The 23,802-nt window shown below is 33.1% G+C and carries 15 protein-coding genes; 2 read left to right on the top strand and 13 right to left on the bottom strand.

What is annotated here, in order from left to right:
• Positions 1-229: 229 nt before the first annotated feature.
• From Q4Q39_RS09290 to Q4Q39_RS09275, 4 genes are all read right to left on the bottom strand, one after another.
• A complete protein-coding gene (locus tag Q4Q39_RS09290) occupies positions 230-2,998 on the bottom strand; it encodes a triple tyrosine motif-containing protein (RefSeq protein WP_303282154.1) in 2,769 nt (922 codons plus the stop codon).
• 109 nt (positions 2,999-3,107) lie between these two features.
• The gene (locus tag Q4Q39_RS09285) at positions 3,108-3,836 is read right to left on the bottom strand and encodes an MIP/aquaporin family protein (RefSeq protein WP_303282153.1); all 729 of its coding nucleotides are present in this window, start codon (positions 3,834-3,836) and stop codon (positions 3,108-3,110) included.
• Positions 3,837-3,964: 128 nt separating this feature from the next.
• On the bottom strand, positions 3,965-5,461 hold the full coding sequence (gene glpK, locus Q4Q39_RS09280; RefSeq protein ID WP_303282152.1) for a glycerol kinase GlpK: 1,497 nt from the start codon (positions 5,459-5,461) through the stop codon (positions 3,965-3,967).
• A 57-nt stretch (positions 5,462-5,518) separates the two neighbouring features.
• Positions 5,519-7,081, bottom strand: a complete 1,563-nt coding sequence (locus Q4Q39_RS09275; protein WP_303282151.1) for a glycerol-3-phosphate dehydrogenase/oxidase — start codon at positions 7,079-7,081, stop codon at positions 5,519-5,521.
• Positions 7,082-7,234: 153 nt separating this feature from the next.
• Here Q4Q39_RS09275 and Q4Q39_RS09270 point away from each other — a divergent pair, with 153 nt between their 5' ends.
• Complete coding sequence (locus Q4Q39_RS09270; protein WP_303282150.1) at positions 7,235-7,987, top strand: DeoR/GlpR family DNA-binding transcription regulator; 753 nt, start codon at positions 7,235-7,237, stop codon at positions 7,985-7,987.
• Positions 7,988-8,000: 13 nt separating this feature from the next.
• Here Q4Q39_RS09270 and Q4Q39_RS09265 read toward each other — a convergent pair whose 3' ends face one another.
• The 8 genes from Q4Q39_RS09265 to Q4Q39_RS09230 form a co-directional block, all read right to left on the bottom strand.
• A complete protein-coding gene (locus Q4Q39_RS09265; protein ID WP_303282149.1) occupies positions 8,001-9,482 on the bottom strand; it encodes a sulfatase family protein in 1,482 nt (493 codons plus the stop codon).
• Positions 9,483-9,822: 340 nt separating this feature from the next.
• Positions 9,823-11,565 carry a glycoside hydrolase family 2 protein gene (locus Q4Q39_RS09260; RefSeq protein WP_303282148.1) on the bottom strand — a complete coding sequence of 581 codons (1,743 nt, stop codon included), beginning with the start codon at positions 11,563-11,565 and terminating at the stop codon, positions 9,823-9,825.
• A gap of 188 nt (positions 11,566-11,753) precedes the next feature.
• The gene (locus tag Q4Q39_RS09255; protein ID WP_303282147.1) at positions 11,754-13,136 is read right to left on the bottom strand and encodes a glycoside hydrolase family 28 protein; all 1,383 of its coding nucleotides are present in this window, start codon (positions 13,134-13,136) and stop codon (positions 11,754-11,756) included.
• 341 nt (positions 13,137-13,477) lie between these two features.
• Complete coding sequence (locus tag Q4Q39_RS09250; RefSeq protein ID WP_303282146.1) at positions 13,478-14,461, bottom strand: T9SS type A sorting domain-containing protein; 984 nt, start codon at positions 14,459-14,461, stop codon at positions 13,478-13,480.
• Positions 14,462-14,497: 36 nt separating this feature from the next.
• Positions 14,498-15,331 (bottom strand): heparin lyase I family protein, encoded by an 834-nt coding sequence (locus Q4Q39_RS09245; RefSeq protein WP_303282145.1) that lies wholly within the window; start codon positions 15,329-15,331, stop codon positions 14,498-14,500.
• A gap of 123 nt (positions 15,332-15,454) precedes the next feature.
• The gene (locus tag Q4Q39_RS09240) at positions 15,455-17,086 is read right to left on the bottom strand and encodes a RagB/SusD family nutrient uptake outer membrane protein (protein ID WP_303282144.1); all 1,632 of its coding nucleotides are present in this window, start codon (positions 17,084-17,086) and stop codon (positions 15,455-15,457) included.
• Between the two features lie 32 nt (positions 17,087-17,118).
• The gene (locus Q4Q39_RS09235; RefSeq protein ID WP_303282143.1) at positions 17,119-20,370 is read right to left on the bottom strand and encodes a SusC/RagA family TonB-linked outer membrane protein; all 3,252 of its coding nucleotides are present in this window, start codon (positions 20,368-20,370) and stop codon (positions 17,119-17,121) included.
• Positions 20,371-20,487: 117 nt separating this feature from the next.
• On the bottom strand, positions 20,488-21,621 hold the full coding sequence (locus Q4Q39_RS09230; RefSeq protein WP_303282142.1) for a FecR family protein: 1,134 nt from the start codon (positions 21,619-21,621) through the stop codon (positions 20,488-20,490).
• Positions 21,622-21,742: 121 nt separating this feature from the next.
• On the opposite strand from Q4Q39_RS09230, the gene Q4Q39_RS09225 reads away from it, so the two are divergent.
• Complete coding sequence (locus Q4Q39_RS09225; protein WP_303282141.1) at positions 21,743-22,348, top strand: RNA polymerase sigma factor; 606 nt, start codon at positions 21,743-21,745, stop codon at positions 22,346-22,348.
• Positions 22,349-22,490: 142 nt separating this feature from the next.
• Here the strand turns inward: Q4Q39_RS09225 and Q4Q39_RS09220 are convergent, their stop codons facing one another.
• Positions 22,491-23,696 carry a glycoside hydrolase family 88 protein gene (locus tag Q4Q39_RS09220; RefSeq protein WP_303282140.1) on the bottom strand — a complete coding sequence of 402 codons (1,206 nt, stop codon included), beginning with the start codon at positions 23,694-23,696 and terminating at the stop codon, positions 22,491-22,493.
• Between the last annotated feature and the right edge of the window lie 106 nt (positions 23,697-23,802).

The following is a 23,802-nucleotide window of genomic DNA, read 5'->3' as shown; positions in this document are numbered from 1 at the left end:
TAAGTATTTGTAAACTTAACCTCTAACTCTGAGAAATTGATAATTTTTACGCCGATAAAAAACGAACATCGTATTTAAAAAGAAGAAACTATTTCAATTATCGACTAAAAAACCTTGTAAACACTAGAAAGTTAAAAATCAAAAAAAATCACTTGTCAACCCTTTAAAACATTAGGATTAACATGTTTGTAGTGGTAATGTCGTGGTAAAAAGAGGGTGTGTCGTGTTTCTAAAACTTTAAGATATAGTTAACAAGTCCGCTGTCATGTTCTAAACCTAATTTCTTACGCAATCTGTAACGCTTTGTTTCAACACTTTTAACAGATATATTTAGCAATGGTGCCATTTCTTTTGAAGATAAGTTTAAGCGTAAATAGGCACAAAAACGTAAATCATTAGGTGTTAAATCTAGATGTCTTTTTTTTATCTTATCCAAAAAATCTTTATCTGCATTATTAAATGCTTGTTCGAAAAAAGACCAATCTTTGGCATCATTTAAGTTACTCTCAATTAATTTAAGGGCTACATTATTATCTGCATCTTTATTCTTTTTGAGCTCTTTTTTAATTTTATTTAAAAGTCTATTCTTTTTAATAATACTCATCGTAGAAATTGCCAACTCCCTATTTTTATTATCTATATCTTGATTTAATTTTTCGTTTTTAATTTGCATAATGACTTGTTTATTCTCCATTTGTTCACGAGCAAACTTTTTTACATAAAAACGTTTATAAGCTTTATGGGTAATTAAAATAATTATTAAAAGCACTAATACGTAAAAAATTAAAGCTGTATTAGAAATGTACCATGGTCTTTGTACAATAAAACTATAAGACAGTGTGTTTTTTGATAATTTATTACCAACCTTTGCTCTAACATTAAAAATATAATCTCCAAAAGACAAATTTTCAAAAGTAACTTGAGTATTTTCAGTCCATTTACTCCATTTATTCAAATGCCCTTGTAGTTTGTACTGATATTTTACTTCTAAATAATTATCATATTCTGGAACCGAATACTTAAATAGCAATATGCCTGCTTTATAATTAAATTCACTTTCATCGCTAACGGCATATTCTTTTATCTCTTCATCCTTATTTTGTAAAGCGACTGAGTTTAGATGAATTGAATAATCTTTTATCTTGTTTATTTTTGATAGGTCCAGCGTTATATACCCATTTGCTGTGCCTAAAACATAGGTGTTTTTGCTGGTAAGTGAAATGTTTTCATATCCTAAAACACCTTTTCTTAATTTTGATGGAATTGGAATATCATGAATAACTGGTTTATTAGTGACATCGTCGTTTTCTATATAACTTATATTGTCTTTTGAAAATGTCCAAAGTTTTTCATTCTTATCTACAACCAGTTTACCAGAAATGTATTCACTATTTTTAATAGTTTTGCTTAAAACTGAATCTCTTTGAAATCCTTTATCTGATTCATTATATTTAAAGATACCTTCTTCTGAAGCATAAAGGATCTCATTCTTATATTTATTTAAACTTGATTTTTTTCCTAAAGGCAAACTCGTTTCCATATCCAGTTTTAAAACTTTTGTTAAACTATCATTTAACTTTAATTTAAAAACGCCTTTGTATTCATGACTTACCCATACTTGATTCGCATCATTAATTTCAAGATATCTGGATGAATTTTTAAAACCTTCAATTTTATTCTTGATCTTCCAAGATCCATTATGTTTCTCTAAAACAAATAGCCCATTATAATTCCCTTGTAGTAACAAATTTTCTTTCTTTGGAATTTGTTTAAATGTCCAAGCACCCAATTCGCCACTTATTTTACTGGCTTTATTTTCATCAATTAAAAAGGTTCCTAAATGATGACCACAAAACAAATATTCATCATTATAATTGAACAAATCCCATACTTGACCTGCGGTACCTTCGATAAACTTAAAAGGTTCATTTACCGCATGTCGTTTCCTATAAAACAATCCTTGATTAGAGCCTATGTACAAGATATTTTTAAAAACCTGTGTCGTATAAACCGTCCCTAGAACACCTTCATAATCAAAAAATGTTTTTATGGCCGATGTAACATTAATACAATTAATACCATTATCCAGACCAACCCAAACATTATTAGCTTCATCTTCAAATAAGGATAAGACCGTGTTATTACTTAATCCGTTTTTTTGAGTAATTTGATATTCAATATCTCCACCTTCATTTAAATGTAGGATACCATGAGAAATTGTTCCCATAATAAAACTGCCATCTTCAAGCTGAATACTGCTAAACACATTGGTTCCTTTTAGAAACGTGTCCGCAGGTATTTTCCATGCTTGTATTTTACCGTTTAAAAACTTGTAAAATCCAGAATTTCGGGTAAGGATGATGAGATGTTCGCCATTTTCAAATATATTGATGACCCGCTCAGATTTAACAATAGGATTGTCAATGACTAATTTTGGTTGACCACTTCCAATAACATAAATACCTTTATCTGCTACGTGATAATAGATCCGTTTGTTTACTTTGAAAATTTTATAAATGGTATTTGTAGCTGGAATTATTTTAAAGCTTTCGGTTTCTGTATTGTAAAAATAAATTTTGGAGTTAGATTGAAAAATAACCCATTCATTGTAATCGATGATATTCCAGATCTGTTCATCCTCCAACATGTTTTTGTCAAGTTTGGATCTTAAGGAGCTATATTTTAAAGTGCCAAATTTATTTTTTATCCAATAGCCAAACTCTGCGTAACATCCTGTATAAACTTTGTTACCAATAACGTTCACCGCTCGTATAATGGTATTGTTAGGCGAAGCATATAATGTCCATTCAGCACCATTGTATTCCAGTAAGCCTTTATTATTGGCTACGTAAATATAATTGTTGGCACTCTGTGAAATCATCCAGTTTTGGTTATCCCCCTTGTAGCTTTCTGTAGTAAATTTTTCAATAGGCGGTAACTCCTGACCAAAAGATATCAGGCTAAACAGTGTTAGAAAAACAAACAGTAAGGTTTTCAATTTTAGTAAAAATTTATGCTATAACAGGATCACTTTATAAAAGTACTTCTAGAAAATGAATATACAAAATGACACGTGTTACTTCTCTTAAAGAAACATTTTTTTAACCTTAAGAAAGTGCCAGCATAAGTAATGCTGCCAACATTCCTCCAATTATAGGGCCTAAAACGGGAATCCAGGCATAGCCCCAATCATTGGATGCTTTGTTTTTAATTGGCAGTAGAGCATGTACAATTCTTGGTCCTAGATCACGGGCTGGATTTATCGCATATCCCGTTGTTCCTCCTAGTGATAAACCAATAGACCATACCAAGAAAGCAACTGGCAATGCGCCTAGAGACCCCAAACCAATAATGGTATCTGTATCGTTTATTGTGGCATTAGTAAAATACAAAATAGTAAATATGAGTACGAAGGTACCTACTACTTCACTAAAAAAATTAGAAAATGAGTGTTTTATGGCTGGTGCTGTACAGAATACTGCTTTTTTTGCATCGGCATCATCCGTTACATCAAAATGGTTTTTATAGAATAGCCAAACTATTGATGCTCCTAACATAGCCCCAATCATTTGTGCTAAAACATATAATGGTAAAGATTCCCAAGGGAATTTACCAGCTACTGCCAAACTGATACTAACTGCTGGATTGATGTGAGCACCGCTATAAGGTCCTGCAATAACAACTGCCACATAAACTGCTAAAGCCCAACCTGTAGTTATAACGATCCAACCGCTATTATTACCTATGGTTTTCTTTAATACCACATTCGCTACAACACCACCTCCTAATAAAATAAGTATGGCTGTTCCTATAATTTCTGCAATAAATGGTGTCATTTCTATTTAAGATTTACAATTATTGATATACGAATGATTTGTTATTTTCAATTGAGACTTGATACTCGTTTAAATTTGTGTTTTTTTAGTTTTAATATGACTTTATAAGTCTGGACTTAACATTGATACTAATCTAATTTTGACCAATATTCCAATGCATCAATAGCTTTGTACCATCCTTTGATATTTTCATCAATGGTCTTTCTTTCTTCATTTGGTTTAAAATGCGTATCTGTTTGCCATATTTCTTGAATCTCTTCAGGACTTTCCCAATACCCTACCGCTAATCCTGCTAAAAAAGCAGCACCCATGGCCGTAGTCTCCACTACTTTTGGACGTACCGTTGTTGTATTTAAAACATCTGCCTGAAACTGCATGAGCATATTATTTACTGTAGCACCGCCATCTACACGCAATTCTTTTATGGAAATTCCAGAATCGGCTTCCATTGCTTTTAAAACATCCATTGTCTGATAGGCTATGGATTCTAATGCCGCTCGAGCCATGTGCGCATCGGTACTACCTCGAGTTAAACCAAAAATAGTGCCTTGCGCCTGCTGGTTCCAGTGCGGCGCTCCCAATCCGGCAAAAGCAGGAACAAAATAAACACCTTCTGAACTTTCTACTGAGCTAGCCAGTTTTTCTACATCTGACGAATTTCTAATGATCTTTAAACTATCTCTTAACCACTGCACGACTGCTCCAGCGATGAAAATACTTCCTTCTAGGGCATAAGTGGTTTTTCCGTTTATTTTCCAAGCTACGGTAGTTAACAAGTTGTTTTTAGAAACAATGGGTTTGTCTCCTATATTCATTAACATAAAGCAACCTGTTCCGTAAGTGTTTTTAACCATACCCGTTTTTGTACACATTTGTCCAAATAATGCTGCTTGTTGGTCACCAGCAATTCCAGAAATAGGAATCTGGGTATCATAAAAGGTTGATTTTGTATGCCCATAAACTTCACTGGATTGTTTCACTTCTGGTAACATACTTTTAGGAATGGTAAGTAAATCAAGTAACTCATCATCCCAATCCATGGTATTTATATTAAACAATAAGGTACGGCAGGCATTAGTAACATCGGTCACGTGTTGGTCTCCTTTTGTAAAATTCCATATCAACCAAGTGTCAATAGTTCCCATGATAAGCTCATTAGCTTCAGCTTTTTGTCTGGCGCCTTCCACATGATCTAAAATCCACTTGACCTTTGTTCCTGAAAAATACGAATCTATGACCAGTCCTGTTTTTTCTCTTATAGTTTTTTCATACCCTTGTTTTTTGAGTTCATCACAATAAGAAGATGTTCTCTTATCTTGCCAAACAATAGCATTATAAATAGGTTTTCCTGTGTTTTTATCCCAAACAACTACCGTTTCCCGCTGATTAGTAATACCAATAGCAGCTATATTTTCTGCGTTTAATCCTTTTTTTGCTATGGCCTCAGCTGCAACACCTGCTTGTGTTGACCAAATTTCAACAGGATCATGTTCTACCCATCCTGGCTTTGGAAAATACTGAGTAAATTCTTTTTGAGCTACTGAAATGATACTGCCTTTTTTATCAAAAACGATGGCTCTAGAGCTTGTCGTTCCTTGGTCTAATGCTAGTATGTATTTTTCCATGATAGTTAAATTAGTAATTAGAAAAGACCTTGTTAAGAATCTTATAAGATACTGGTTTTAAATGATGTAATGACTCGCTATTTTTGTAAAATCAGAAACTTGCTCTTGCTCCCAATCTTTATTTTTATTTAGTTCTTTTGCTAATAGATTCGCTACTACAGGGGCAATTTCTACAGCTGCTTTTGCATCTAAAAACAAGACTCTTACACGTCTTGCCAAAATATCTTCAATCGTTCTGGCCATTTCATTTCGTATAGCCCAAACCACTTCCGCTTTTAAAAATTCTAATCTTGAATGTAATTTTTCGCCTAATTCCGGGGATTCCTTAATGAGTTCTTTAATAGCCTTTTTATCGGTTCCATAAATATACAAGTGATCTGATTTGTCTACAACGCCATTTGCTCCATGAATTAACAATTTTTTAGTTTTACATGTCGCATTGGGCAATTTACCTAGTTCAATCACTTTATTCAAGGTATCCTGAGCCATGCGGCGATACGTGGTCCATTTACCACCCGTAATTGTAATTAAACCAGAGTCTGATACTATAATTTTATGACTTCTGGAGATCTCTTTTGTTTTTTCCGATTTATGCTTTGGGGCTGCTAGTGGTCGTAACCCTGCAAATATGCTCAATACATCTTCTTTAGTGACTTTTTTTGTTAAATACCTATTGGCGGTTGATAAAATAAAACCAACTTCTTTATCTAGTGCTTTTGGCTCTAAACTATGACTATCCAGTAAGGTATCTGTAGTACCTACTACGACTCTGTTATGCCAAGGCACTAAAAACAAAACCCTGCCATCATCTGTCTTTGGAATCATAATTGCGTCCTTTCCAGGCAAAAATGATTGGTCTATGACCAAATGCACACCTTGACTAGGGCGAATTCTGTTTTTAGCAGTGGAGTCATCCATTTTTAGGACTTCATCTGTAAAAACACCTGTTGCGTTAATAACCACTTTAGCTTTTAACCTGTAAGTTAAATTCGTTTCTACATCTCTGGCAACTAAACCGTTTACTGAACCATCATCATCCTTTAACAATTGCTCTACTTTAAAGTGGTTTATAGCTGTTGCGCCGTATTCGATAGAACTCTGTGCTATATTTATGGCCAGTCTTGAGTCATCAAATTGACCATCGTGATATACAACACCTCCTTTGAGATCTACATCTTTTATGGTTTCTAATCGTGTTTTGGTCTCTTCTTTCGAGATTCTAATGGATTTCCCAAAACTTAATTTTCCTGCTAAAAAATCATATATTTTTAATCCTATAGTATAAAACAAGTTATCCCACCATTTGTAATTCGGAATAATAAATGACTGATTACTCACTAAATGAGACGCATTTTTAAGCATTAATCCTCTTTCGTAAAGCGCTTCTTTTACCAGATCCACATTTCCTTGTGCCAAGTATCTTACGCCACCATGTACTAATTTTGTACTTCGGCTCGATGTTCCTTTTGCAAAATCTACTTGTTCTAAAAGTAGTGTTTTATAGCCACGAGATGTACTATCTAATGCAATTCCAAGACCGGTTGCACCACCTCCAACGATGATGACATCCCATTGAAGCTGCTCTTTTAACTGCTTAATTAATGTATTCCTATTAAACAAATCGATTTGTTTTAGTTTTGATTAATTTTATTTCATCTCAAATGTATTAAATAAAATAATAAAACGAAACTAAATGAAACATAATTTTTATTTTTAAAAGTTAAACAAGTGCTATTTAACTTCATTTTCTTTCATTTCATTATATTTGTTCTTATGCAAAGACATGAAATCATATTAAATACATTAGCAAAAGAGAAACATATTGAGGTTTTAGATCTATGCAAACAACTAGATGTTTCGGCTGTTACTATCAGAAAAGATTTAAAACTCTTAGAAGAGAAAGGCTTACTTTTTAGGACACACGGCGGGGCCTCTTTAGAAAATCCTTATATAAATGAAAAGGCTGTTATTGAAAAGGAAAAAATATCGGTTGAAGAAAAAAACGGCATTGCTCAAGCTGCTGCAAAACGTATTGACGAAAATGATTCTATAATGATGGCATCGGGGACTACCATTCAAGCGCTTTCAAAATTTATAAAGCCAAAAAACAAGTTAACCGTTATCACGTCATCCTTACATGCTGTTTTGCATTTAATTCATGATAAAAACATAGAAATTTTACAACTTGGAGGTTATATACGTCACAGTTCTGCTTCTGTAATAGGTTCTTATGCTGCGCATATTTTGGAAAATGTTTCTTGTAGTAAACTTTTTTTAGGTGTAGATGGTATTGATTTAGATTATGGATTATCTACCACAAATTTAGAAGAAGCCCAACTAAATCAGAAAATGCTAGTATCGACCCAAAGAACAATTGTCTTAGCTGATTCTTCAAAATTTGGTAAAAAAAGTTTTGCAAAAATATGTGATCTGGATGCTGTAAATGAAATCATTACCGATAAGGGAATATCTTCGTTAACCAAGAAAAAATTGGAAGAAAAAGGGGTTGAAGTCACTATTATTTAACGTCATATTATCTCTATTTTTTCACATTCTTATCAATCCAATCTTTATAAGCAGCCTCTAGGGTTTTTACTTTTTCGGGATGTTGTTCAGCTAGATCCATACGTTCTCCAGGATCTTGTGCTATATTGAAAAGTTTTAATTCCATATTATCAACTATTGGAGCAATATACTGTGAAGACGGCTCACTTTTCCAATGGTTTTCCTTCGCATTAGTTAATTTCCAATCACCTTGTCTTACTGCCCAAGTTTTTTGCCATTTCCAAACCAATAACCGATTTGCTTCTGGCTTTAAGAGGTTGATACCATCAATGGCATCATCATTAATTTCCACTCCAGCTATATTTGCAAGTGTTGGGAGTATATCGGTTGCCGAAACATAACGAGTCTCAACTTTACCCGTTTCTATTTTATTTGGCCAACTTATAGACATGGGCACCCGTATACCACCTTCCCAAAGGGAATACTTACCTCCTGTTAAAGGCGAATTATTAGCGCCTGTAAGTGGAGAACCACCATTATCTGATATAAATACTATAACCGTGTTTTTATCAAGACCGTGTTCTTTCAAAGCATCTAGAACACGTCCTATATTATCGTCTAAACAATTAAGATTAGCCAAATAATAGTTCCGTAAATCTTTATGCTGAATAGCGCCAACACGAGAATATTTATCATAATAGGCAGAATATGTTCCAGGTTTATGTTTACCATAAGCCAATAAACTATCTGGGTCGTAATTAGGGATTTCCCTAACATTGTATTTGTCTAAATACTTTTTTGGCACTTCATGAATTAAATGATGCACCGCATTATAAGAAAGGGTCAAGAAAAAAGGGGTTTCTCTTTTTCTTTTTATATAATCAATAGATTCATTTGTTAAAATGTCTGTAAGATAGCCTTCATCATAACTCTTCTCTCCCATATTATGCATCAGTGGTCCTAAAAGCGCACTAGTTCCATATGGATCCGGGGTTCGCTCTTTAATTTCATTAGAATGCAACCAATAATCATGGGCATGGGCACTAAATCCTAAAAACTCATCATATCCGTGTTTTAATGGATATTCACGAACATTGTTTTTATGAAAATTTCGTCCCAGGTCATTTTTACCAATACGTGCAGTTTCATAACCAACTTCTTTTAAATACTCTGGAATGGTTTTTATATTATCTGGTAATCCAGGGCCCCAACTTGCGGGTTTATCCCATCTGAATTGATTTTTCCCCGTTAATATTCCAGCTCTTGACGGGCTACAAACTGGTGCTGTAACATAAGCCTGGGTAAACACAGTCCCTGATTTCCCTAAACGGGATATGTTTGGTGTTGAAACGCTGGTATCATGCTTTTCAAAAGGCGAAAAATCTGCATAGCCTTGATCGTCTACCACTATTAATAAAATATTAGGCTTTTTTTTCTCTTCTTTAGAACTTGATTTTACATTTGAATTACATGAGAATCCTAAAAAAGACAACAATAGTAGAATGAAGACTTTCATAAACATGGATTTAATACTTTTGATTTGATAAAAACGATTGATTCATATAAATTTTATTATTTATTAATATGATCCATTTTTATACAAATAATTATTTTTATTTACATTTTAATTCAAATATAATAATTATTTATTAAATCGAAACTAAATGAAATAAAATGAAACAATAAATTAAGAAGACATTTCTGAGCTATCTTGCTGAATAGTAATATATTTTATTGGTATTTAAGTTTATACTTTTAAGATTTGTAAGTTATTTAGTTACTAACGAATTATTCAGCCAAATATGTTTTTAACTAATTATAGAATCACTTAGCTCATTTTCCTGATTTTCAAAACCCTAATCCTTTATATCTTGCGATAAATAAAAATCTTTTAGTGTGAAAAATGCCTTTTTCTTTATACCCTGTTCTGAAATAATTCCTTTTCTGTTATAGTCATTCTGAATCCGTCTTAAATGTCTTCGGGGTGAACGAAAATCCATTAATATCCAAGGTGTAGATCCACTAAGAAAATCAATATTTTTCATCATTTTTATATTGTTCTCGTAAACCGCTTGTTGGTACTCTTCTGTCCATCTTTCATTCTTTTCCCCATGTAAGCCTTGAAGGGCTCCCGCTCCAACTTCACTCATAATCATTGGCTTATCATAATTATTAGTCCATTTAATATCTGCACAAGAACTCGGTTTACCTCCATACCATCCACAATAATTGTTTATTCCTATAACATCCACATAGGCTCCGAGTTTATCTTCAATGGCTATTTCATTTCCTTTATTTGTTTGAGAATTTAAAGCAGCAGTAATCAATCTTGATGCATCTGCTTTACGTGCTTTATCGGTTAGTTTTTTTAGAAAAATATTTCTGGATGCTCCCTCTGCGGTTTCATTGGCCACAGACCATAAGATAATAGCCGCTCTATTTTTGTCACGAGATATCATATCTTCAAGTTGCATGACTGCATTAGCGAAGGTTTCCTGATTATCAAAAGCAACAGACCAATACACTGGAATTTCTGACCAAATTAAAAAGCCCATTTTTTCAGCCTCTTTAATCATTGTTTCACTGTGGGGATAATGTGCCAGACGTATAAAATTACAGCCCAGTTCTTTGGCCCAATTCAATAATATTAAGCATTCTTCCTTTGAAGATACTCTACCCAAACCAAATGGTGCTTCCTCGTGAATGCTTATCCCCTTTAAAAAAATCTCGGAACCGTTTAATAAGATTTTACTGCCTTTGGTTTCAATGGTTCTAAAACCTATGTCATCATTAACCTTATCTGATTTACTTTTAAGAGTTACTTTATATAATTTAGGATTACCAGGTGTCCAAAGTTTTGGTGAGGCCTTAATTTTAAACTTTGCCAATCCATTTGTAGTAAATACGCTAATCTGTTTTTTAAGTTCTGGGATTTCAACCACCACTTGTTCGCCGTCTTCAGCACCTTCTATGGCTACCCAACCTTCAATATATTTTGAATTTTGCTTGTTGATTTGAAGATTATAATCTGAAATATAGCTATTGGGAACGTTTATTAAATGAACGGATCGTGTTATGCCTCCATAATTCCACCAATCCATGTTTAATGTTGGTATGCCATCTTTTTTCCTTTGGTTATCCACCTTCACGATAATAAAATTTTCACCTTCTATCAAATGGTCCGTAACATCAAACTGAAAGGGCGTAAACCCACCTACATGAGCCCCTAACTTTTTGCCATTTAAGTAAACTATTGATTGGTAATTAACGGCTTCAAAGTACAATAGCACTTTTGAATTTGTTTTCTTTTTAAAATCAAACGATTTCTTATACCAGATTGTACCCTCATAATAATATAATTTCTCCATTTGTGTATTCCAATCGCCTGGTACTGTTAATTGGTAATCCGAGTCAAAATCATATTCTATTAAGTCTGAAGGAGATTTCATTTTTCTATTTTTGTAGAAAGCTTTCTTTGTGCGTAAACCATATTGATGGTTGTAGTATCCATTTTCTAATGGATCAATAATGGTCTGCCATAAACCATTCAAACTTATTTTGTCTCTCGAATCAATATTTTGGATTATTCGAGAATCCAATTCATTGTTTTTTTGTGCACTAAGTACATTGAAAAATAGAAGTTGGAGGGTAATACAACTAAATTTTATAAATAAATTTCTTTTTGAAGAAAAAAGATTAATCATATGATGAAGTATTAAATTATAGTAATAATATTAGTATTTAAATGATCTAGAAAAACCTAAAAGCACTTGTTTACGATTAGGTTTTATAATGTTTTTAATGGTATTAATTTGATTGGTTTAGGGTATTGGTTCAGGAATTTTCCATTTATTTTAACTTTTTCAAAAAAGATATCTTTGGCATGCTCCAAAACATAAGGTTGTGGGGTATTATTAATAGTAATATTTTTTAAATTGATATTTTTAATAGGGTGGTTTTTTATTCCAGATAAATAAAGCCCTACTTCTTTTGATTGGGTACAGTAAACGTTTTCTATGTGAAAATTATCAAAAACAGTGGGGTTAAATGACGATTTCTCTCCTTTGTAATTAGGTTCAAATCGTATAAGCGATGTTCTTACACTATCTGCCTGTATATTTCTAACAAACACATTTTTAATATAGCCTCCCCGATCCAGATTGGATTTAAAATACAACGCATTGGATGATTTTGGAATTTTTATGTTCTCAATAAATACGTTACGAACGCCTCCCGACATTTCACTACCAATACACACGCCGTTTATTTTTGATTGAAAGTTACAATTACGAATGACCACGTTTTCTGTAGGGCGACCTATACGCCATGCATCATTATCACGACCAGCTTTAATAGCGATAGAATCGTCACCTGTTGAAAAAGTACAACCTTCTATAAGTACATTACTGCATGACTCAGGGTCGCAACCATCATTATTTGTGTTATAACTATTAACTGTTACGCCTCGTATAATAACATTATCACAAAATGTAGGGTGTATAACCCAAAAAGGTGAGTCTTCAATGGTTATACCTTCTAAAAGTACACTTGTACATCCATAAGGCTGAAAAAAACTAGGTCTTAACTTAAAACCGTCCCCAAAAACCCGTCTATAAACAGGTAGGTTCTCGCGCCCCATTTTTCTTAGAGTTTCTTTATCTGTATTTTGTATTTTTTTCCATTTTGAGAAATTTTTGGAACCGTTGCCATTTATAGTTCCTTTTCCTGTTAGTGCAATGTTCTTGACATGATACGCATAAATAAGCGGAGAATAATTATAGGCTTCTGTTCCTTCCCACCTAACAAGCACTGCTGGTAGATAATCGTTCTCGTTATGGCTAAAATTAAGAATGGCTCCTGCTTCCAATTCTATATGTACGTTGGATTTAAAAACTAAAGGGCCGTTCATGTAATAATTGCCTTTGGGGACAATTATCTTGCCTCCTCCATTTTCACTACAATGCATTATTGCTTTATCAAAAGCCTCTTTGCAAAACGTTTTACCATCACCAAGGGCACCAAAATATAAAATGGAATAGTTTTTATCTGGAAAACTAACAGGCACTATATGTGATACAATTGTATCCGCCATGTCCCAATTAACTTGCGAATATGTTCCGCTAACATAGAGACTCAAAATGGTGAAAAATAAAAATCGGAAGTTCATCATGTATTAGTATTACGTTAATTTTATTTGTTCTGTAAGTTGGTTGCATCTTTAGATTCCCATTTTTACTGAAACCTGTTCAGCACAGGCATGGGAATGACAATTTCATCGGAAACCCGACGCAAAGCGTCGAGGAATTCTTTTCGATTAACCCGTTGGTGTGCTACTAAGGTTAGAGTAGAATCTTAATAGCACAACGGGTTTATATAGGATAGCATGATATATACTATTAGCCATCATCTAACAACAAATCTGTAATGGACATAATAACTAATGTGGTTTTACTATGCTGCAATTTCTGTTTATTTTGAAATAGAACTCATCTTGATAAGCCGTTAGGCAATTTAAATTTTAACCACTTTAATAGTGCCTGAAAGATCATTGATAAATACTTTAATAAAATAAATGCCAGACTGAAAATCAGACATATCGATATTACTATTTATACTACTTGATCTGTTTTTATAGACCTCTTTACCTAAACTATTATGTATTATCACACTAGAAATATTTTTTTTTGATTGCAATACAAGCTTGTTTTTTACCGGATTGGGATAGGCATTAATAAGGACTTCGCCATCAAAACTAATTGTAGATAGATTTCCTGCAAATTCTGGTAAGTCGTCCGGATAATCAGGAAAAATGCCATCTTTACCATTGTCTACTCCGCCTCCTTCATCTTGAGTTGCCCAGGTACTTCCTGCATTAGTAAGGAATGTTACAAAATCGTTAAAATCATTGAATGTTGTTTTAGCATCATAAACAGCGACATCCAAATCATCATCAATATTATTAAAATTGGTAATAAAATTGGTACCCAATAAAGAAGGAGGCACACTTGTTGCATCGGCCTCACCATCTGTTAAAAAAACTGAAATTGCTGTTCCAATTGTTCTTGCAGCTGTGCCTTGAAAAACTATTATTTCTTCATTTGAAGTACTTAACGACCAAAAAGCACCAGTAATTGCTTCTTCATATTGCGCTAAGCCAATGCTAGCAATAGGGTTCGCTCCACAAGTTAGCTCTTGATTACTGGTTATAATATTTATGTTTGTCAAAGCTGCTATTGTGTTACCTGTATTATTTTCCCAAACCAAATCGCCTTCATTACCAGTGGCCCATTGATCGAAATCTTCTTCAGAAAAACGTATGGTTGTTCCTGGTAATAAAGGTACATAGCTCACAAACGCAAATGAATCTCCACAACCATCTTCAACATCAAATGAGTCACCGTAATATCCGGTAATCATAATTTCTCCGGGGTTTAGTGTTGTTTGTCCCGAGCACAAAGACACAACGAATAAGAATAAAAAGTAAAAAGTTTTCATTGTAATATAGTTTTTAGATTAATTAATTTTAATGTGTTATTTACCTGGGTCTACCAAATCGAACATATCTTCTCCTTTGCCAATAGTGTAGTTATCGTAATACACCTTTATTTCATTATAACCACGAGTACGATCCCCCCAGGATGAGTAATACAAGCCTATTTTGCTTTTTACCTCTGAACCATCACCATCGGTAGATTGAAAATTGTACTTGCTAAATACCAGGTTTTTGTTCTGCCAAACTTCAATAAGGCCCGTATTGTCTTTTGCCCATTTGATATGAATGACCCAATCGACCCATTCGCCCTGAATTAGTGGTGCATCCCAGAGGTATTCTAATTTTGTAGATGGCTCGTAGGTAAGAAAAAATTTATTTTGACCATCTTCACGACCTAATCTAAGCGCAAAATCTGGTAACCCCGGATTGTTTTCCCAAACGCCCCATTGGGCTAAAACTGTAACAAAGTTGTCTCTATCCAACACCATTTTACTAATGTCGTATTCAGATGGAATAAAAATGCTAAATCCGTACCAGTAGTCTCCGAGGGAGTTTCTTAGATTTACTCCTATTTCAGACCTGCTTAATCCATTTTCGTTAGCTACTAAGTTTACTGCTAAACATTTTTCACCTGTTCTTGCTTGAATTTCTGAGGTTGGTTTTACTGTACTTTCACCCCGGTGAGATTGATACCAAACATTATAAGCCAAGTTGGAAGGATCTGGGTTATAAACACCTTCAAAACCATCTTTAAACCTTACTACCTCTTCGTTAGGAGGATTTACAGCCCCAGGTTCTTGTTCTTCATTCTCACTACTATTACATGAGATATATAAGCAAAGTATTAACATTAATAATGCTTTCTTAATCATAACTAGTTTTTTTAAATTATACGTATTAATGAAGTTTAGACGTGTTTTAATTATAGGAGGCCTGAATAGCATTCATCTACCAAAACCTCACTATAACTAAACAACTAAATAAACTAACTCTAACTAATACCCTGGATTTTGAGGAAATTCAACAGTATTTACATCTATAACAGATTGCGGGATTGGTAACAATTCATCTCTACCTTCGGTGGCAGTTGGTCCACCTACTTTATTAAATTGACTTACCCTTTCATACCATTTTCCTGCTCTTGATAAGCTATACCTTCTGTGTTCTTCTGACCATAATTCTCTAGATCGTTCATCTAAAATAAAGTCAATATCTACGTCATCACCGTTTATATCGCTGGCATTAGATCTGCGCCTCAATGTATTTAGCGTAAGAACGGCACCACTAATATCTCCTGTTAGCAATTGTGCCTCTGCTAAAACCAGATAGGTCTCTGCCAGTCTTAGATAAACTTGATCATTGTAATTTGTAGTTCCTGAAAGGTCGTTAGGATCTGCATAGTCCCATTTTCTGGTACTTGGCCAATAAGGATCCCTTATCTTTTCGTCTTTATTTCTCCAGTCAAAAAAGATCGTATCTCCAAGTTGTCTTGAACCCGGTACATTATCAGGATTATTGAGTACTTCGTAATCTCTCCATGCGAACCTACCTCCCCTGTGATCAGAATCTTCGTATAGTTCCATAGCATATCGTGTTGGCCCATTTCTTCCTAAACCACGACCGCCATTTTCTATAGAAAAAATAATAGTTCCGGATCTTCCGTCTACTCTAACATCTTGCGATCTATTTCTATACCAGCGACGCATCATGTTATAATCGCCTCCAATGGTAAGTGGTTCGTGTTGCATGACCCATAACGCTTCTGTATTTCCTTCTGCTTTGTTAGAGTTACCATCCAAAAACATATCGGTAAACGGTGTTCCTGGTTTATTTGCATTTACACCATATCGCTGTGTTACTAAACTATATGGTCCGTTATCAATTAGGCTTTTTGCTTTAGTAACTGCTTTTTCTGCGTCTAATTCTAAATAAAGTTCTGCCAAGTAATGGGTGGCCACTCCTTTAACTAATTTCCCTGGATTTGGAGAAGTTTCGGGTAAGTTTTCTTCTGCAAATAAAAGATCTTCCAGCATTTGACTTCTCACCTCTGCTAGAGATTGTCTCGTCCAATCATCTCTCAACGGAGTGCCTTGCGTACCATTATTCAATGCTAACGGCACATCACCAAACGAATACGTTAAGTGTCGGTAAGCCCACGCTCTAAAAAGTTTAGCTTCTGCAACAATACGGTTTCTGTCTTGATCATCTAATGCACCTCCAGCGGCAGTTTGAGACGCTCCAATTAAAGTATTGCTCGCATTAATAATGTCGTATAACCAATTAAAAAAGGCGCGAGAAAAACCATTTAAAGAGGTATTGTTATCAAAACGGTTTGCAACGTCAGCACTCCAACCTGCGCGTCTATTTCCATACATATTATCCGCACCTACAACTGAAGGGTCTATCATTAAGTTGTTAGGATCGCCATAGCTAGTCCCGCTTCGTTCTCTGGCCCATTGAGCATATAGCCCGTTAAGTCCATTTTCAAAGCCTGCCAAATCTTTATAAAGCGATATGGGTGCTATAACATTTGGCGGATTTTCAATTAGCTCATTTTCAGAACAATTACAAAGGGTTAATAAAATTAAGCTTAATATGATTGATTTTATGAATTTATAATTTTTCATAACATGTATATTTTAAAATAATTATAACTGATTTAAAAACTTAAGTTAACCCCAAAAACATAGGATTTTGAAAGGGGTATGTCTCTAGAACCCGTGAGTTCTGGGTCTAAACCAGTATAGTTAGTTATTGTAAACAGGTTCCGACCTGTTACATATAATCTCAAATTATCTATTCCTATATTTTCTGAAACAATTTTTGGAAGCACGTAGGATAGTGTAATATCCTTTATTCTCCAATAATCTATACTTTCATAAATATCTACACTTCTAAGATTAGCATCTATATTGTTGGCCCAAAACTCATTTGTAGGATTGTCTGGAGTCCACCAATTTTTAGGTATCGTATTCCTTCTAATATCACTGTTAACATCATCCTTTAATAAATCATTTTCTTTTATAGCTCCAAATGCACCTTGTGAAAATATATTTAAAGAAAAATCTTTGTAAGTTATAGTGGTATTAAAACCAGCAAAGAAATTTGGATCTTCGTTACCCAAAATCGCCCGATCTTCATCATCAATGACGCCATCATTATTCTGATCGACAATTTTTGCAAATCCGGGTTGGGCATTTGGTTGAGCGGATGATGCAATATCTTCACCTATTTGGTAAACACCATCGAATTCTAAATCAAAAGCAACATTTATAGGCCTACCTATAAACCACTGGTTTTCCAGATCATCGGTACCATCACCATAAAGTTCAGTGATTTCATTTTTTGTCCATGTGGCGTTGGCCGATACGTTCCAACGAAAATCGTCATTACTAATAATATCTCCTGAAATCATCAATTCAAGACCTGTATTTGTAAGCTCTCCTATGTTATCTATGATAGCATTATCTCCAGATACTGATGAAATGGTCCGATTAAGCAGAAGGTCTTTAGTTTTTGAGGAGTAATATTCAATAGAACCACTTATTCTATTATTTAATAAAGCATATTCCAAACCAATATTCGCCATTAGCGTAGATTCCCATTTTAAGTTTGGGTTACCAATATCATCTGGAATAAATCCTATTGCTGTTTCAGATCCATTTAAGTAAGGCCTGTTGTCTAATGTTGTTAAGGTTTGGTAGGGTCCAATGGCTTGATTTCCATTTAAACCATAAGAGCTTCTAACTTTAAGTGTATTAAATATGGAATTTTTCATAAATGCTTCATTATGTATATTCCAACCTAATGCTCCTGACAAAAAATCACCCCATTTATTGTTTTCACCAAATCCTGAATAACCATCACGCCTGCCTGTAAATGTTAGCAAAAATCTATCGTCATAATTATAATTTATCCTTAACATTGAAGATAACGTAATCTGTTCTGAAAAACTATAACCTGGTTCCACTACCGCTCCCAACTCAGCCTGATACCAGGTTAAATCATCGCTTGGAAATCCCCTGGACTGAAGTGTTCTAATTTCTGCCTTGATTTTTTGATAACTATATAGTGCTGTTACTCCAATAGTATTTTTACCAAATTTATTATTATAGTTTAGTAGGTTTTCAACTAAAACATTAGTGCTTATATTATCTTCTAATTCAGCTCGCCCTTGGTCTCTAAAGCCATTTTTTGTATCTCTACCTTGATATTGTTGTCTGTTAATTGATGTAAATTCCACACCCGTATTTATTCTATATGATAATCCTTTTATAAAAGGCAGCGTAACATCTAAATAGTTGTTAGTAAAAACTTTATAGGTATCGTAATTGTCTTTATATAGTAGGTTGTGAAGGGGGTTTTGTGATTGAATATCTTCGGGCCAAGGATCTAGAGTTAAATTTCCATCTTCGTCAAAAGCTGTTGTTAAAGGATTAACTCTGTAGGCTAAGCCAAAACTTGCATTTTGGCCATCGCGCTCTGAGAAAGACATTTGTGTATTGGTTCCTAATTTTAGCCAATCTGTTAGTTCTGTATCAAGATTAACTCGTAATGTTGTTCTTTTAAATTGATCATTAACGGCTACACCTTGTACATCTAAATAACTTCCTGATATGTAATACTTGGTTTTTTCTCCACCTCCAGAAGCAGATAATGTATGTTGTTGTCGTGTTCCTGTTCTTGTAGCTAAGTCTAACCAATCTGTTCCTCCGCCATTTTCAAAAAGTTCTATCTCAGAATCTGTTAATAAGCTGGCATCGCGAATACGTTTAAAATTATAAAATTCGGCTGGAGACATTGGTTTTGGAAACTCAGTTAAAGCCTCTGTACCGTATAACCCGTCATAAGAAAACCTTACTTGCCCTTTTACGCCCTTTTTTGAGGTTATTAAAATAACACCGTTAGCAGCTCTAGAACCATATATAGCAGCAGATGATGCGTCTTTTAAAATATCAATAGAGGCAATATCCGTAGGGTTTATATCAGACATATTTCCGTTATACGGTACACCATCTAAAACAATTAAAGGGGTATTTCTTGAATTACTAAAAGAATTTCTTCCTCTTATTAATATGTTTATTTCATCACCATCTGCAGAAGACCCTGTTGTTTGTATATTAACACCAGGTACAGCACCTTGTATGGCTTGGGTAAAATTTGTATTAGGAACTTGTTCTAAACGGTTTCTTGAAACTGAACTTACCGAACCCGTAATATCACTTTTTCTTTGCGTACCATAACCAACAACAACAATTTCACTTAAACTCTCAGAACTCTCTTTTAAGTTAACAACTATATTTATTTGCCCGTTTAATGGCACCTCTACACTTGTATATCCTAAATACGAAATTTTAAGAATTGTATTTGGGTTGGTTACCTCTAGTGTAAATGCTCCATCAAAATTAGTTTGGGCACCATTTGCTGTTCCTAATTCTAAAACTGACGCCCCAGGCAAAGGAACATTACTTTGATCAAGTACTTTACCCGTGATTTTAATTTTATCTTGAATTTGCCTTTCTTTTTGAGCAGGTTTAATTGTTTCTCTTTGTTTGAGAACAATCAGGGTATCTTTTATAATGTAATCAGTATTCGTGTCTTTAAATAAAATGTCAAGAATTTCATGTATCGTTTTCTGCTCTGCCTTTATTGAAATATTGCGTTTAATATCAACAAATTTAATTTTGTAAACAAATCTAAAATCGGTTGTAAGCTCAATATGATCAATCACTTCAGCAACAGAGCTATTTTCAATATTAATAGTAATCTTAGTTTTTTGAGAATAACTATTATTAGCTTGAAGCCCAAAAATCAACGAAAACATAAATAAAATTGTCAATCTCATCTTGATTTTAAAATTAGGACATAGAGAATTATCTGCGTTTTTAACTCTTGTTTTGAGTTTTTTCATAAATTTGAATGTTTAAAGGTGGTTACTCAATTAGTTTAATCACTTATTATTTCCGGGAGGTACTGCAATACCTTCCGGATTTTTAATTTTATTTATTCTTATAATTATTTTTTAGAATTAATTAATTAGTACTTTATTGTTTTTAATTGTATAATTTATTTTGTGGGTTTCTTTAAAAGAACTTAAAACTTCTTCAATGGTCATAGGATCAAAACTGGCATTGAAAATTTCTTCACCTAAAATTTTGTTGTTATTTTCAATTTGTACACTATAGTGCCGTTCTAACTTTTTAATAATGGTATTAAAAGACATATTTCTAAACACTAATTTACCATCAATCCATGCCGTATAAAATGCCGTATTTACTAATGAAACTTCGATATTTTGCGAGTTATTTTTAAGAATTCCTTTTTGCTTAGGCTCTAATACGATACTAGTATCTAAGTTTTTAAAGTCTTGAAGTGCAACAGAACCTTCAACCAAAACAACCTCAGTAAACGCATCTTCATTATAAGAGCTTACATTAAATTTAGTACCTAAAACATTAATATTTAAATTATTGGTATTTACTAAAAATGGTCTGTTTTTATCATGATCAACATCAAAATAAGCTTCTCCTTCTAAAAAGACCTCTCTACTACCGCTACTAAAAAATGACACTGGATATTTTAATGAAGAACCCGAATTTAAATGCACCATGGTACCATCTGAGAGCCTTAATTTAAATTGTTTGCCGTTTGGGATATTAAGTGTATTATAGGTAAGTTTTGTTTCAGCATTTTCAAACGTATAATTTAAACTATCTGCATTTTGATAACTAACTATTTTTCCATCTGTGTTTTTTATCTTTTGGCTTTCAAATATATTAATAGGTAATATGTCTCCGTTACTTAGTTCTAGTGTAATAATTTCATCTTTGGGAAATAAATTTGTTTCATTTGTATTCGTTTTAAGAAAACTATCTTTAAAAACCCAAGCAATACTTAGTAAGATTAAAAAAACTGCGGCATACTTGGTCCAGTAGAAATACGGTTTTCTAACTTTTCTATCATTAACTCTTATACCCTTTATGATTTTTTGATGTGCTTTATCAAGATCATTTTCTAAAAGAGAAAGATTAAGGTCATGATACTTCCTTAAAATAGATTCTAACTTCTTTTTGTTTTTAGACTCTTTTGATAACCTCTGAAGTTCTATAATTTCTTCTTTAGTTATAGTTCCAACAATTAATTTTATAACAAGTTTATTCAATTGTATATGTTTAAATTACACTACTATTACTATATTTTTAAAAAAACCCTTAATAAAAATTTATATTTTTGAAAATAATTCAGAAATTTTGTTGATTTAACAAAGAGTATATTTAAATTTTATGAATGAACTAGAGGCTGTATTAAAATTAAAAAAGGGTGAAGAGGAAGGTTTCAACTTTTTTTTTGATAAATATTACAATCGTTTAGTCGCATATATTGTTACTTTTAATAACGACAAAGAAAAAGCTGAAGATATTGTACAAGATGCTTTTATTAATTTCTGGAAAAACAGGGCTAAATTAGATCCAAATAAAAGTCCAAAAAGTTATTTATATTCCATTACCTTAAACAGATTTATAGATACTATTAATAAAAATAAAAAAGAGCAGCTTTATCTAAGCGAAATATGGAAAAGGTCTTTAGAAAGTGTTATTGAAGAAGATGATTTTGTATTGGAAAAAAGACTAAAAAAAATGAACCAAATATTAGTAAATTTGCCTCCAAAGTGCAAAAAAATTATTTTACTCAACAAAATTGAAGGTTTAAAATACAAAGATATAGCTGTAAGTTTGGGTATTTCAATAAAAACGGTTGAATCTCAAATGAGAATAGCTTTTAAGAAGATTAGAGAGGGGTTTGAAGAGGATTCGTATTTCTTTCTCTTATTTGGTCGGGGTTTTATTAAACAAAGCTATTATTTTAAAGATAATTTACCCTCTGATTAAATCAAAACATAAATAGTGGTTTACTATTAAGATAAATTTCATTCAATATTGCTATTTTATGTATAGCCGACTTTAAATGTTAGTTTAAAAAGTCCAGATGCGTTCTAAAATAAAAAACCAGATTATAACTTCTTTTTTAGACTTATTCTTTTGTTTGGATTAAAAAAAGGCCGCTTTGCTGCCTGATTAAAGCTTCTAAAAAGTAATAATCGGCATATACAATAGGGCAATCTATTTCACTGTTTTTATTGTAATTACCTGTACTTCTATTCAGAATAAAGGGAGCGTTTATTGTTTTACCCAACAAATATTGAGGTTGTTTTAAAGTCTCCAAAATTTTATTGGCATAATTCAGATATAAGCTATTCTTTGTGTATTCAGCTAATTCAAAAAAGGCAGAGGCTATAATAGTAGCGGAAGACACATCTTTAGGGGCATTCGGTATATTGGGATCATTAAAATCCCAAAACGGGATGCCATCGGATGACAATTTTTTATGGTTTAAATAAAACGCTGCTGCTTGTACTGCCTGATTTAAATATGCTTCATCTTTAGTAAATCTGTAAGCCATAGTATATCCATAAATAGCCCATGCTTGTCCTCTAGCCCACGCAGATTCGTTATGAAGTCCTTGATGAGTCATTTTCGCTTTAACTTTTCCTGTTGCATTATAATCAACAACATGATAGGTGCTATTGTCTTTACGAAAATGATTTTTTAATGTCGTATTTGCGTGCTCTACTGCTATATGGTAATATATGCTGTCTTTTGTTATTAGGGATGCTTCGAACAGGAGTTCTAAATTCATCATATTATCTATAATAACTGGATATTCCCATTTCCCCTCTTTTGATTCCCAAGATTTAATGGCTTTTATGTTAGCATCATACCTTGTTATCAACGTTTTTGCACTTTCTGCAATTATTTCAGCATAAGAATCATTATTTGTTATTTTATATGCATTACCAAAACTATTAAAGACCTTGAAACCAATATCATGGTCGGTATCATTATTTTTTTCTCTTTCAATAAATTCAGTCCATTCAATAGCTTTGGTTTTATATAGCTCATTATGAGTAAGCACATATAAATACCATAAATTACCTGCAAAGAAACCACTTGTCCAAGTTCTAGACGATGTGGTTTTTTCTTTTCCAGATTCTAAATCGATACTTCTCGGGATGGATGATGAATCTGCTGGATAGGTAACCAGTTTACCAAATCTTATATTAAGAGGTGAATCTAATTGGATTTGGGTGTCTTTAATTTCAATATTTTTAGATTGACGACAAGAAGCGGTTAATATTAAAGTAAACAATAAAGAGTAAGTTAATTGATTTTTTGTCATGTAGAATGTACTGTGAAATATTATATCTAACTATAATACTGTAAAATCATATAAACCCTTAAACTATTTATCCTTTATAAGCTATTCTCAACTATACATCAACCAT

The sequence above is a fragment of the Flavivirga amylovorans genome (assembly GCF_030540875.1).
Taxonomy (GTDB): Bacteria; Bacteroidota; Bacteroidia; order Flavobacteriales; family Flavobacteriaceae; genus Flavivirga; species Flavivirga amylovorans.
This window is presented reverse-complemented; position numbering and strand designations above follow the sequence as displayed.